Here is a 12,745-nt window from a genome sequence, read left to right on the forward strand (position 1 = left end):
ACAATTGACACCAAACACCATACGAAAGCAACTCTATCAGAGCCTATAAATTTTTAGGTGGCGGATCATATAAGAAGCCAACACGCTTAGCAAGCAAGATATAACAATAAGCGTTTAAAAAAACACCTCACGTGCCATTTGCCCCTTTGCACACTCTGCCAGTAGAATGAGGCAGGTTTTTTCCTAGAGTTCATTCATTAGTGTCCATAGTTCGTGTTGCCTTAGCCATTCCGCTACGTCGCCTATTTGATTACAGCGTACCTGATGGTACTCCTTTGCCAGTGATTGGTAGTCGCGTAAAGGTACCCTTTGGTAAAGGCGAAAAAGTGGGTTTAGTGATTGAGCACCCCAGCGATAGCGACATTGAAGAAGACAAACTCAAGGCTTTTACTGAATCGCTCGACCAACAAGCACTATTGCCAGAAAGCCTATTTAAGCTACTGAACTGGGCCAGCTCTTATTATCACCACAGCTTGGGCGATGTGATCAGCCAAGCCTTGCCGGCACTTTTACGCAAAGGCGAGCCAGCCAAAGCCAAAAGCGTTGTTGCTTGGCAGCTTACAGACCAAGGTAAACAAGCCGATTTAAGTAGCTTTAGCCGCGCGCCGAAACAAGGCGTAGTGCTAGGCCATTTACAACAGCAAACTAATGGCCAGCTAAGTGACGAGCAATGCAAGCAGCAAGAGCTTTCTCGCACCGCCTTAAAGGCTTTGCTGGATAAAGACCTACTTAAGAAAATCGACATTAGCCCTGAAGCAAAAACGTGGTCAAAACACGACACCAATAAAAGCGCATCTTTACAGCTGAACTCAGAGCAAGCCATTGCAGTGGCGGCCATCAATCAAAGCATAGGCAGCTTTCAGGCTTTTCTGATTGAGGGCATTACCGGATCGGGTAAAACCGAAGTTTACTTAAACGTGATTGCCGAGGTACTTGCGCAAGGTAAACAAGCCTTAGTGCTGGTGCCAGAAATTGGCCTAACCCCGCAAACTTTAGCCCGCTTTGCTGAGCGTTTTACAGTGCCGGTTTTTGCTATTCACTCTGGATTAAATGATACCGAACGTTTAAGTGCCTGGCTTAAAGCAAAAAGCGGCGAAGCCGGCATCATTATTGGCACCCGCTCTGCGGTATTCACCCCTATGGCTAACCCCGGTGTTATAATCATTGATGAAGAACACGACAGCTCGTTTAAACAGCAAGACAGTTTTCGCTATCACGCTCGCGACTTAGCCATTGTGCGCGCCCGCATGGAAAAAACGCCTATTGTGCTTGGCTCAGCTACGCCTTCATTAGAGAGTTTGCATAACGCGCTTAGTGGCCGCTATTCACATTTAGAGTTAAAACAGCGAGCCGGTAACGCCGCTCTAGCCGAGCAGCAATTGTTAGACATTCGCCAACAGCCACTATCGTCAGGTTTATCGCCAGCGTTGATCAAAGCCATGCGCATTGAGTTAAAAGCTGGCCGCCAAGTAATGCTGTTTCTTAATCGTCGCGGCTATGCCCCGGCGTTGTTGTGCCATGAATGTGGTCATGTGTGTGAGTGTGAGCGCTGCGAAGCTTACTTTACTTACCATCAGCAACCTCGCCATTTAGCCTGTCACCATTGTGGTAGCCAAAAAGCGGTACCTCACCAATGTACCCAATGTGGCTCCACCAACTTAGTGACGACAGGTTTAGGTACCGAGCAGCTACAAGAAGCGCTGCTGGAAATATTCCCTGAATACAAAGTGGCACGTATAGACCGTGACAGCACTCGCCGTAAAGGTAGTTTAGAGCAGCTGCTCAACGATATTCATAGCAACCAGTATCAAATTCTTATTGGCACCCAAATGCTCGCCAAAGGCCACCATTTTCCCAACGTGACCTTGGTGGCATTGCTCGATATTGACCACGCCCTATTCTGCTCTGACTTTCGCGCGCCTGAGCGCTTAGCCCAGCTTTATGTGCAAGTTGCCGGTCGAGCCGGTCGAGCCAACCTGTTAGGTAAGGTGATGCTGCAATCGCATCACCCCGAGCATGAATTACTGCAAGATCTTATCAACAACGGTTACCAACACTTTGCTCGCTTTGCCTTAAACGAGCGCAAAGACACCGAGCTACCGCCCTTTAGCTTTCAAGCCTTATTCCGCTTTGAAGCGGCAGACGGTAATGCAGTGAATGAGCTAAGCCAGCAGCTTTATCAGCTAGCTCAGCCATTGCAGCAAGGCGATACATGGGTATTTCCGCCCTCTCCTGCACCACAAGCTCGCCGAGCCGGTAAATACCGCATGCAACTTTTGGTTCAAGCTGAACAGCGGCCCAATTTGCATCAGTTGGTTTATCGCTTATTACCACAACTAGAACGCTTAAAATTGAGCCGAAAAGTGCGTTGGTCGCTAGATATTGACCCCTACGACATGCAATAAATAAGTGGGTGTTTTTCCAAGTGGCGAGGATCTATCTCGCAGCCTTTAACACCTAGGATTAACGACTATTTCCCTTGATGTTGAAAGCCAAGCTTAATTAGCCAAGATAAGAGATAGTTTTCATCACAAATTGTCGGTAAAATGCCCGCTTTGTACATTCTATTTACGCGAGATTGGTGTCAACCTACATGAAAGAGCTTATTCAACAACTTCTGGAACAAACGGTCACAGCCCTGAAACAACAGCAGGTGCTTCCTGAAGGATTCGAACCAAAGATCCAAGTAGACCGAACCAAAGATAAAGCTCATGGGGATTTAGCCACCAACCTTGCGCTAATGGCTGCCAAACCTGCGGGTAAAAACCCGCGTGAACTGGCTCAACTAATCGTAGACAACCTGCCAGCATCTACATTGGTAGAAAAAACCAATATCGCAGGCCCTGGTTTCATTAATTTTTACCTGAATAACGATTGGTTAGCTTCGCAAGTTGAAGCCATGGCCACTTCTGCAACTGCCAACGTTAAACCAGCCGAGCAAACTCAAACGATTGTTGTGGATTACTCTGCACCAAACGTAGCCAAAGAAATGCACGTAGGCCACCTACGTTCAACCATTATTGGCGACGCGGTTGTTCGCACTCTAGAGTTTTTAGGCCATAAAGTAGTTCGCGCTAATCACATTGGTGATTGGGGTACACAATTTGGCATGCTTATCGCTAATCTTGAAGAAGTTGAAGCGCGCGGCACTGACGCTGGCGACATTGAGCTAGCCGATTTAGAAGTATTCTATCGGGAGTCAAAAGCACGTTACGACAGCGACGAAGTGTTTGCCGAACGCGCCCGTAACTATGTGGTTAAACTGCAAAGTGGTGATGAATATTGCAATACCATGTGGCGCAAGTTAGTCGATGTAACCCTTAGCCATAACCAAGCGGTATACGATCGCTTAAACGTATCGTTAACTAAAAACGATGTGATGGGCGAAAGCATGTACAACCCTATGTTGAACGAAGTTGTTAGCGACCTCAAGCAACAGGGATTAGCAGTAGAAGATAACGGCGCAACCGTGGTGTTCTTAGATGAGTACAAGAACAAAGATGGCGACCCTATGGGCGTTATTATTCGGAAGAAAGATGGCGGTTTCTTGTATACCACCACCGACATCGCCTGTGCCAAATACCGTTACCAAAACTTAAATGCCGATCGCGTATTGTACTTCATCGATTCACGTCAGCATCAGCATCTTATGCAAGCGTGGAACATTGTTCGTAAAGCGGGTTACGTGCCTGAAGAAGTACCTTTAGAGCACCATGCGTTTGGCATGATGCTTGGCAAAGATGGTCGCCCATTCAAAACCCGTAGTGGTGGCACGGTTAAACTCGTAGATTTACTGGAAGAAGCCGAGCAACGCGCGCAAACCATTGTGGCCGAAAAATCACGCGATTTAGATGCCGAACAACAAGTTGTGGCAGCTAAAGCAATAGCCATGGGCGCAGTAAAATACGCCGATCTATCAAAGAACCGTACTACCGATTACATCTTTGATTGGGAGAACATGCTGGCCTTTAACGGCAACACGGCTCCTTACTTGCAGTACGCTTACACCCGTATTCAGTCAATTATTCGCCGCTCAGAGATTGACGTAGCTAACTTGCAACAGGCTATTAAGCTAGAGCAAGAAGCCGAAATCGCCTTGGCGCAAAAGCTCATTCAGTTTAGCGATGCAGTGCATAATGTGGCCAACAAAGGTATGCCACACATGATGTGTAACTACCTCTACGAGCTAGCCGGCGCATTCATGACCTTCTACGAAGCTTGCCCAATCCTTAAAGACGAAGTAGACAGCGACACTAAGTGCAGCCGTTTACGTTTAGCGGCACTTACCGCTAAAGTGCTTGACCAAGGCTTATCACTACTAGGAATTGACACCCTGGAACGCATGTAAGTATGGCTAAGGACTACGTTGGGCGCAGTAAGCCCAAAAAACGCACGGCTAAACCTAGCCGTGCAGTAAGCAATAAAAAGCGCTTTCCGCTGCCGCTCGCCCTTGGCGTAGTGGCTGCAATTGTTGGTTTTTCTGTTTTGCTGTTTAATATTAAAGGCACTGCACCAACTCCAGCGCCAGAGCTAAGCGAGATAGTAAAACCTCAGGCAACCAAAACTAAGCCCAAAACTCGCTTACCCGAGCCGCCTAAAGAGCGCACCTACGTAAAAGAATTGGAAGAGAAAAAGGTAGAAGTAGAGTTAGCTGAAAAGTCAGCTGAACCGGCTAAACCTTATCAAATGCAATGTGCTTCTTTCCGCAGCCGCGATAAAGCAGAAGAGAGCAAAGCCTTAATCGCTTTTGCAGGCTTAGAAAGCCAAATAAGACGTACCGAAGGTAAAAATGGCGCTTGGTATCGCGTTGTATTAGGCCCATTTCCTACTAAACGCGATGCAGAACGTGCTCGACACGTGCTACAACGTGCCAAGATAAATGGCTGCCAAATCTGGCACTGGAACTTCTAACAAGTCAAAAATCCTCTTTAAGCCGAATAAATGCTATTCGGCTTATATTTTAACCACTTAGACTTTTCATTCTATTTAAATCTTGTATTATTTATAACCAAAAATAATGCTGGGTATCGTCAAGTTTGTAGCTAAATATTCTTAGTCATTAGTTAAGCTTTGTTAAAAAAACAACGCTAAGCAATTAAAAATATTAGTTATTTGAACTGGTTCTCAACTATGTTATAAAAATGTAGCTACGCTATATTGTTAATAACAGTTAAAATGCGGAATATTTATAGGCTTTAAATCCGCGACTCGTAATAGGAACGCGATGAAATGGAAAACACCGAACTAGAGCAGCTAGATCGTCGGCGCTCAATGCGACTGGATCTAGAAAATGAGCCAGTAAAACTTATGTGGAAAAACAGCGATGGAGAAGCTGAAAGCATAGAAGCAACTTGCATAGACATATCACGTCGCGGCTTGTTAATTATGCACAGTGATGATCTACAGATTGGCACCAAACTTATAATAAAATTTGCCACTGAACATGCTGACGCCACAGAAATGAAAGCCAAGGTGGCTCGTTGCCATCGAAAGAACTTCACCAGTTACCATATGTTTTTGTTATTGTTGTAAAAAAAATCACGCTCCAAGCAATATCCGTGGAGTGTCTTATACTTATTAGGACTTGATTGGCGGCCAAAAGCACATTTGGCCACAAGTGATAATAAGAAGGAGCAGCCATGTTAATACTGGTTGGCGGAGAAAAAGGTGGCAACGGCAAGAGCAGCTTTGCACAGAACATTGCGGTTCACCTCACCACTACTAAACACCCCAAAGTCTTAATCGTTGACTGCGATGACCATCAGTCGAGCCTTGACTGGATTAATACCCGCGCTATAAACACCGCACTTAGCCATATTGATGGCATTCGTTTATTTGGCAAAATTCGTAATGATTTGCTGAACCTAAAAAGCCGTCATGACTATGTAGTGATTGACTGCGGAGGCTTAGACAATTTGGCCTTAGGCGCTGCTATGTCGGTTGCTCAGAAAGTGCTGCTACCTATTCGCCCAAAACAGCGCGACTTAAAAAGCCTCAGCTTTCTAGATGACGCAATAAGTACTTGCCGATTAGTGAACCCGAACATGACAGCGAGCATCGTGCTAAGTCAATGCACAACCTCGGCTAAACAGACACAACGAGTTAACGATGCGAGGCAGCAGTGCCAAGCTCTTGGATTGCATGTATTGGAATCGGAAAGCCAGCATCATTTCGCCTATGATGAAGCCGAAGAAACTGGCCGTTCAATTAATGAAATAGAACCCAATAGCCAAGCAGCTAAAGAGCTTGACGCGATCATTAAAGAATTTCTTGATGTCTCACCCACCAATTAGACGCGACATTCTTCTAAGAAAACCAAATCACGGCCTAAAATGCGGCGAGTTAAACTGCGATTAGCCGCTGTTTTTCGGTAAATACCTTGAAAAAGACCTTAGCCTCCCCCATTTCAAAAGTATAGCTAAGCTAATGTATACAGTTAGCTCAACCAATTGAGGAAATAACGTGACTACTATCGTCTCCGTACGCCGCAACGGCAAAGTGATCATTGCTGGCGATGGCCAAGTCTCCCTTGGCAATACTGTGATGAAAGGCAACGCCAAGAAAGTGCGCCGCCTATACCACGGTAAAGTTCTCGCCGGCTTTGCTGGCGGCACAGCCGATGCTTTCACCCTATTCGAACGCTTTGAAGCCAAGCTTGAAATGCACCAGGGCCATCTTACTAAAGCCGCTGTAGAGCTCGCCAAAGATTGGCGAACCGACCGCATGTTACGCAAACTAGAAGCACTTCTTGCAGTAGCTGATGGCGAGGCCTCGCTAATCATTACTGGTAATGGTGATGTGGTTCAGCCAGAACACGACTTAATTGCCATTGGCTCGGGTGGACCCTTCGCCCAATCGGCGGCATTAGCCCTATTAGAAAATACCGAGCTAGGCGCGCGCGAAATCGCAGAAAAAAGTCTGACCATTGCCGGTAACATTTGTGTATTTACTAACTTAAATCACACCATCGAAGAATTAGACGCTAAAGCCTAAGGCTTTGCAGGAAAACATCATGTCGAAAATGACCCCAAGAGAAATCGTCTCAGAGTTAGACAACCACATTATTGGCCAAGCAGATGCAAAACGTGCAGTAGCGATAGCGCTTCGTAACCGCTGGCGTCGTATGCAACTTGATGCCGAGTTGCGCCAAGAAGTCACCCCAAAAAATATTCTAATGATTGGCCCAACCGGTGTGGGTAAAACAGAAATTGCCCGCCGCTTAGCGAAGCTTGCTCACGCACCATTTATTAAAGTAGAAGCGACAAAATTCACTGAAGTGGGTTATGTGGGTAAAGAAGTTGAAACTATTATTCGTGATTTGGCCGATGTAGCATTCAAAATTACTCGCGAACAAGAAACCGAAAAATTCCGTTTTCGTGCAGAAGACCAAGCTGAAGACCGCATTCTAGACGCGCTACTCCCACCGGCTAAAGATACCTTTGGCCATGAGGAAAAAGGCGAAGAAAGCTCTACCCGTCAAACTTTCCGCAAGAAACTACGCGAAGGCAAGCTAGACGATAAAGAGATTGAAATTGATATTGCCCAGCCACAAGTGGGTGTAGAAATTATGGCTCCTCCTGGTATGGAAGAGATGACTAACCAGCTACAAGGCATGTTCCAAAACTTGTCTGGAAACAAAGATACCAAGAAACGAAAAGTTAAGATTAAAGAAGCCCTTAAGCTACTTATTGAAGAAGAAGCCGCTAAAATGGTAAACCCTGAAGAGCTAAAAGAAAAAGCCCTTCATGCGGTTGAAAACAATGGCATTGTATTCTTAGACGAAATCGACAAAATTTGTAAACGTGGAGACTCTTCAGGTCCAGATGTAAGCCGCGAGGGCGTTCAGCGAGATCTACTGCCATTAGTAGAAGGCTCAACCGTTAGTACCAAACATGGCATGGTTAAAACCGATCATATCTTGTTTATTGCATCGGGTGCTTTCCAGGTAGCAAAACCTTCCGATCTTATTCCTGAATTACAAGGTCGCTTGCCAATTCGCGTCAGTTTAAGCGCCTTAAGCGCTGACGATTTTGTACGTATTCTTACCGAACCCAACGCATCACTAACCGAGCAGTACAAAGCTCTAATGGCTACCGAAGGCTTAGATATAGAGTTTACCGAAGATGGTATTCGCCGTATCGCCGATGCAGCATGGCAAGTAAACGAGCGTACCGAAAACATTGGTGCTCGCCGTTTACACACGGTAATGGAAAAGCTGATGGAAGAGCTAAGCTTTGTCGCTTCTGACAACGCTGGCCAAACCGTTGTGATTGACGCTAAGTACGTTAACGAGTCTTTAGACGACCTAGTGGCCGACGAAGACTTAAGCCGCTTTATTTTATAAGCGCTGTTGGTCTGCTCTCAAGCCGCCACTTTGGCGGCTTTTTTTGTATCTGCGCGGAATGCAAAGCCCACTATACATAGGCTAGATGCAATTCTTAATTACTTGATATTTCTTAATTGAAAACGGCAACTTAGGGTTTATACTGGTAGCGAACACTCGGGCCAATTTTAGGATCCAGACCATGGAATATAATACCTCTGAACTTTGTGACCTTTACGCAGATACGGTTGACGTTGTTGAACCCATGTTTGCCAGCTACGGTGGCAGAAATGCTTTTGGGGGCGAAATCACTACCATTAAGTGCTTCGAAAACTCAGGTTTAATCGCCCAAGTTGTACAAGAGTCTGGAACGGGTCGAGTATTGCTTATTGATGGTGGTGGTTCGTTACGCCGCGCATTGGTTGATGTAAGCATTGCCGAAACTGCTGCCGAAAACGAGTGGGATGGCATTATTGTTTATGGTTGTGTACGCGATGTAGATGCCATTGAAGATTTGGATATAGGCATTCAAGCCTTAGCATCTATTCCCGTTGGCGCAGATGCCGAGGATGAGACAGGGGATGTAAATATTCCGGTAAACTTTGGCGGCGTGACCTTCCTTCCAGAAGATCACATCTATGCAGATACCACTGGGGTAATCTTATCGCCTGAGCCACTTGATATAGAATAAGCGCCCAAGCTAGCAGCTTATTCGGCGTGAACGTCTTCAATTCGGCCTAACAAGGCTTTAAGACGTTCTTGCCAAGCTTGCTGTTCTTGCAATAAACGGCCATTTTCGTCATTCAATTGGCTGTTTTGCTCTTTCAGCTCATCAATTTCCATACGCAACAATTCAATGCTATCAACTGCAACCTGAACTTTTGCTTCCAATTTTTCTAATACGTCAAAAGACATCGATATTTCTCCCGTTAATTCTGTTTCTCAGCCAACTCTTCTTATTTGAGTTGAATCAGTCATCATGGATAAATGAACCCAGCTCAGCGTTCACATATTGATGATGACTGCTTTTAAAGCAGCATACTCTTGTCATCTATAGCCAACAAGCGTAGAACAGTATTTCCCTAACTAGTTGTTGAATAAATAGTCATGAATCTAAAAAAAGGCCGCTACCGCCACTATAAAGGCCCAGAATATCAAGTTATCGATACCGTACAACATTCTGAAACCGAGGAACACTTAGTCCTTTACCGCCCGCTATATGGCGAAGGAAAACTATGGGTGAGACCTTATGAGATGTTTTTTGAGAAAGTAGAGCAAGATGGTGAGCAAGTGCCGCGATTTACTTTTGTCGAAGCACTTGAAGACTAAGCCTAACAGGCTAGGACTAAATATTTTGTCCCATATCTGTTGCTGGAGTGGCGCAACTAGGCGTACCAACTACTTTAGCAGGCACGCCTGCTACGGTGGTATGTGGTGGAACATCTTCTAGAACCACACTACCGGCGCCCACTTTGGCGCCGCGACCTACCTCAATATTGCCTAAAATTTTAGCACCAGCGCCTATCAATACGCCTTGGCGAACTTTAGGGTGACGGTCACCGCGATCTTTACCCGTACCACCTAAGGTAACCGATTGTAAAATCGAAACTTCGTCTTCGATTACCGCCGTTTCGCCCACCACAATACCCGTAGCATGATCCAGCATAATGCCTTTACCAATGGTAGCTGCAGGGTGAATATCTACCGCAAATACCGCCGAGATTTGATTTTGCATGTAACGGGCTAATGCCAAGCGCCCTTGATGCCATAACCAATTGGCTACGCGATGTCCTTGCAGGGCGTGGAAGCCTTTTAGATACAACAATGGAATAGCGTAGTACTTAACCGCAGGGTCGCGGTCTTTTACCGCGACAATGTCTGCGGCAGCTGCTTCAAGTATGCACGGATCGGCCTTCAAGGCCTCTTCAATAAATTCACGCAACAGAATCGCTTGTACAGTAGAGCTATCCAGTTTACTGGCTAATTGAAAACTTAACGCTGAAGCCAAGGTATGGTGATTCAAAATAGTCGAGTAGAAAAAACTCGATAGCATCGGTTCGTCTTCAGCCATACGGTGGGCTTCATCACGGATCTGTAACCATACCGTTTCAGCTAACGTTTGTTTGATCTGATAGTCCTTTACCTTTGCCACACCTTCACCTTATTCGAGCTCTAATTTTTTCTCTTGAGGAACCACCGATTGAGGATCTTGGTGGATCAATACATCGGCCTCAGGCCATTGCGCTAACATAGCGTCTTCAACTTCATCGGCAATTCTATGTGCCTCGTAGAGGATAAGCTTATCATCTAGCTCTAAATGAAGCTGAATAAATTTTGTATGCCCAGACTGGCGGGTGCGAATATCATGCGCGCCCAGTACCCCTGGAATAGCCAGCGCGCAATTATACACCTGTAATTGAAAAGATTCAGGCAACTCTCTATCTAATAAGTTTTGGACCGATTCTTTGCCAATGCCATAAGCGCCATAACAAATGTAAACCGCAATTAGCACCGCGAACAAACCATCGGCCCAATACCAGCCATACTGGCTTAGCAGCAGCGCAACCAGCACTGCGGCATTCATGTAAATGTCCATGGCGTAGTGCATCGAATCAGCTTTAATTACGCTGTTATTGGTTTTCGCGATGACATAACGTTGGAATATTACTAAACCAATGGTAATTAGTGTGGAGATAATCATTACCATAATGCCTAAGCGGCTGTGCTCAATAGCTTTAGGGTTTAATAATTCAGTAAATCCGCCAAACAACAGCATAATAGCTGAGCCAGTAATAAACGCAGCTTGTGCAACACCAGCTAAATGTTCGGCTTTGCCGTGGCCAAAGCGATGTTCTTTATCGGGAGGTTGCAGTGCATAACGCACCGCGAGGAGGTTCACTAACGACATGGCAATGTCCATTAGTGAGTCAATCAAAGAGGCAAGAATGCTCACTGCGCCAGTATATAAAAATGCCGCGCCTTTAATGACAAGCAAGGCCACCGCTACACAGGTTGCGACCCATGTAGCCAAAGTGACCAAACGTTGATAGCGTTGTTTTTCCACTTCACAAATTCTTTCTCAAGTTTTGTAAAGTATAACGGCTAGTTAACTCTCTGACTGAGCTTTTTTGCTGGCTTTATCCATACGCTTTTGCTGCTTTTCCATTTTTTTGCTGCTCATTTCGATGTATTTTTGCTGTTGTTCCGGCGTTAATACTTGGTAGATCTCTTGCTGAGCTTGCAGCATGTTTAACATACGCGTTTGGTGCTTAGCTTGTTGGATATCAATCAAGGCTTGCGCTGCACTTTCATCAAAAGTTGCAGACGTAATAATTGCCATACGCTGTTCATGCATTGCTTGGTGCTGTTCTTTATCGCCACCTTGAGGCTTGTATTGCTGCATAATGTCTTTAACTTGAACTTTTTGTTCATCAGTTAAATCCAGTTTTTTCATCATTTTCATTGCAGGATGACCACCACGCTTCATGCCATCTTGCATGTTGCCTTTAGCAGCGAAGGCTACCGGTGCAATAACTAAAGCGCCAACGAGGGTAGTAACAAGTAGCTTTTTCATCATATTTTCCTGAGGTCTGTTAAGTCCATTTAAGTCTACAAAAGTGAATGCAAAGTAACTGCAGTAAAGTGTAAAGCTATGTAAAAGCCACAAATTAAACCCCGCAAAGCCGCCCTAGTTTTGTACAATTTGCTTATAAATGTTGAAAAGAGAAACGCCTGTGAAGCTATTATTAATTGATGATGACAAAGAGCTGACCGAATTGTTAGGCGAACTCTTAGAACTAGAAGGATTTAGTTGTGAGGTATGCAACGACGGTTTAAGTGGCTTAGAAAAGCTAAAACAGCAGCGCTATGATTTGGTGCTACTAGACGTAATGATGCCGGGTAAAAATGGCTTTGAAGTATTAAAAGAATTACGCAAAGACAACCAACAGCCAGTACTAATGCTTACCGCGAAAGGCGATGAAATAGACCGTGTATTAGGCTTAGAGCTAGGCGCCGACGATTACTTAGCTAAACCTTTTAGTGAGCGTGAATTACTAGCGCGGATCCGGGCAATTTTACGCCGCACTCAAAGCGCGAGCCCAACAGAGGCAAATCAAGAACTCGTCTGCCATCAAGACTTGAAGTTATCGGTAGCCAAACAGCAAGTGCATTGTGACGGCCAAGAGCTAGAACTCACCAGTACTGAGTTACTGCTACTGCAGCATTTATTAGAACAGCCTGGCAAATTATTGGAAAAAGACGCCCTCAATCAAAAAGTATTAGGCAAGCGTCTACAAGCCTTTGACCGCAGCTTAGATATGCATATTAGTAACTTACGCAAAAAGATACCGGCACGTAAAGATCAACTTCCACGGATTAAAACAGTGCGTGGTAAAGGCTATATGTGGCTAGAGTGGTAGT

Annotated in this window: 14 protein-coding genes; 10 read left to right on the top strand and 4 right to left on the bottom strand. The window is 45.3% G+C overall.

The features are described 5' to 3' along the window. Positions 1-200: 200 nt before the first annotated feature. The 8 genes from priA (at position 201) to rraA (ending at position 9,014) form a co-directional block, all read left to right on the top strand. Positions 201-2,405, top strand: a complete 2,205-nt coding sequence (priA, locus tag FFR00_RS17905; RefSeq protein ID WP_137674783.1) for a primosomal protein N' — start codon at positions 201-203, stop codon at positions 2,403-2,405. Between the two features lie 188 nt (positions 2,406-2,593). Further along, entirely contained in the window at positions 2,594-4,348 is a 1,755-nt protein-coding gene (gene argS / locus FFR00_RS17910; protein ID WP_137674784.1) for an arginine--tRNA ligase, read from the top strand. Positions 4,349-4,350: 2 nt separating this feature from the next. Continuing rightward, complete coding sequence (locus FFR00_RS17915) at positions 4,351-4,911, top strand: SPOR domain-containing protein (protein ID WP_137674785.1); 561 nt, start codon at positions 4,351-4,353, stop codon at positions 4,909-4,911. 318 nt (positions 4,912-5,229) lie between these two features. Beyond that, positions 5,230-5,532 carry a PilZ domain-containing protein gene (locus FFR00_RS17920; protein WP_137674786.1) on the top strand — a complete coding sequence of 101 codons (303 nt, stop codon included), beginning with the start codon at positions 5,230-5,232 and terminating at the stop codon, positions 5,530-5,532. 107 nt (positions 5,533-5,639) lie between these two features. Next, positions 5,640-6,293: a division plane positioning ATPase MipZ gene (locus FFR00_RS17925; RefSeq protein WP_137674787.1), complete on the top strand. Its 654-nt coding sequence runs from the start codon at positions 5,640-5,642 to the stop codon at positions 6,291-6,293. A gap of 169 nt (positions 6,294-6,462) precedes the next feature. Beyond that, a complete protein-coding gene (gene hslV / locus FFR00_RS17930) occupies positions 6,463-6,993 on the top strand; it encodes an ATP-dependent protease subunit HslV (protein WP_137674788.1) in 531 nt (176 codons plus the stop codon). Between the two features lie 19 nt (positions 6,994-7,012). After that, positions 7,013-8,344, top strand: a complete 1,332-nt coding sequence (gene hslU, locus FFR00_RS17935) for an HslU--HslV peptidase ATPase subunit (RefSeq protein WP_137674789.1) — start codon at positions 7,013-7,015, stop codon at positions 8,342-8,344. A gap of 181 nt (positions 8,345-8,525) precedes the next feature. Next, entirely contained in the window at positions 8,526-9,014 is a 489-nt protein-coding gene (gene rraA / locus FFR00_RS17940; RefSeq protein ID WP_137674790.1) for a ribonuclease E activity regulator RraA, read from the top strand. 17 nt (positions 9,015-9,031) lie between these two features. Here rraA and zapB read toward each other — a convergent pair whose 3' ends face one another. Further along, a complete protein-coding gene (gene zapB / locus FFR00_RS17945; protein WP_137674791.1) occupies positions 9,032-9,238 on the bottom strand; it encodes a cell division protein ZapB in 207 nt (68 codons plus the stop codon). A gap of 192 nt (positions 9,239-9,430) precedes the next feature. On the opposite strand from zapB, the gene FFR00_RS17950 reads away from it, so the two are divergent. Beyond that, positions 9,431-9,652 carry a DUF1653 domain-containing protein gene (locus tag FFR00_RS17950; protein WP_137674792.1) on the top strand — a complete coding sequence of 74 codons (222 nt, stop codon included), beginning with the start codon at positions 9,431-9,433 and terminating at the stop codon, positions 9,650-9,652. Between the two features lie 16 nt (positions 9,653-9,668). On the opposite strand, the gene cysE is transcribed toward FFR00_RS17950, so the two are convergent. Genes cysE through FFR00_RS17965 form a run of 3 tightly spaced genes read right to left on the bottom strand, consistent with a single transcriptional unit; the run spans position 9,669 to position 11,900 of the window. Then, positions 9,669-10,475 carry a serine O-acetyltransferase gene (gene cysE / locus FFR00_RS17955; RefSeq protein WP_201798769.1) on the bottom strand — a complete coding sequence of 269 codons (807 nt, stop codon included), beginning with the start codon at positions 10,473-10,475 and terminating at the stop codon, positions 9,669-9,671. 9 nt (positions 10,476-10,484) lie between these two features. Then, positions 10,485-11,387: a cation diffusion facilitator family transporter gene (locus FFR00_RS17960; RefSeq protein WP_137674793.1), complete on the bottom strand. Its 903-nt coding sequence runs from the start codon at positions 11,385-11,387 to the stop codon at positions 10,485-10,487. A 42-nt stretch (positions 11,388-11,429) separates the two neighbouring features. Next, the gene (locus tag FFR00_RS17965; protein WP_137674794.1) at positions 11,430-11,900 is read right to left on the bottom strand and encodes a Spy/CpxP family protein refolding chaperone; all 471 of its coding nucleotides are present in this window, start codon (positions 11,898-11,900) and stop codon (positions 11,430-11,432) included. A 136-nt stretch (positions 11,901-12,036) separates the two neighbouring features. Here FFR00_RS17965 and FFR00_RS17970 point away from each other — a divergent pair, with 136 nt between their 5' ends. After that, complete coding sequence (locus FFR00_RS17970; RefSeq protein ID WP_137674795.1) at positions 12,037-12,744, top strand: response regulator; 708 nt, start codon at positions 12,037-12,039, stop codon at positions 12,742-12,744. Position 12,745: the final 1 nt, after the last annotated feature.

Origin of the sequence: Agarivorans sp. Toyoura001 (assembly GCF_005405585.1) — a bacterium.
GTDB lineage: Bacteria > Pseudomonadota > Gammaproteobacteria > Enterobacterales > Celerinatantimonadaceae > Agarivorans.

Bases quoted from the DNA above. Each gene is read 5' to 3' on its own strand.
- argS (WP_137674784.1), top strand. From the start codon at position 2,594: ATGAAAGAGCTTATTCAACAACTTCTGGAACAAACGGTCACAGCCCTG.
- FFR00_RS17915 (WP_137674785.1), top strand. From the start codon at position 4,351: ATGGCTAAGGACTACGTTGGGCGCAGTAAGCCCAAAAAACGCACGGCT.
- FFR00_RS17920 (WP_137674786.1), top strand. From the start codon at position 5,230: ATGGAAAACACCGAACTAGAGCAGCTAGATCGTCGGCGCTCAATGCGA.
- FFR00_RS17925 (WP_137674787.1), top strand. From the start codon at position 5,640: ATGTTAATACTGGTTGGCGGAGAAAAAGGTGGCAACGGCAAGAGCAGC.
- hslU (WP_137674789.1), top strand. From the start codon at position 7,013: ATGTCGAAAATGACCCCAAGAGAAATCGTCTCAGAGTTAGACAACCAC.
- rraA (WP_137674790.1), top strand. From the start codon at position 8,526: ATGGAATATAATACCTCTGAACTTTGTGACCTTTACGCAGATACGGTT.
- zapB (WP_137674791.1), bottom strand. From the start codon at position 9,238: ATGTCTTTTGACGTATTAGAAAAATTGGAAGCAAAAGTTCAGGTTGCA.
- FFR00_RS17950 (WP_137674792.1), top strand. From the start codon at position 9,431: ATGAATCTAAAAAAAGGCCGCTACCGCCACTATAAAGGCCCAGAATAT.
- FFR00_RS17965 (WP_137674794.1), bottom strand. From the start codon at position 11,900: ATGATGAAAAAGCTACTTGTTACTACCCTCGTTGGCGCTTTAGTTATT.
- FFR00_RS17970 (WP_137674795.1), top strand. From the start codon at position 12,037: ATGTTGAAAAGAGAAACGCCTGTGAAGCTATTATTAATTGATGATGAC.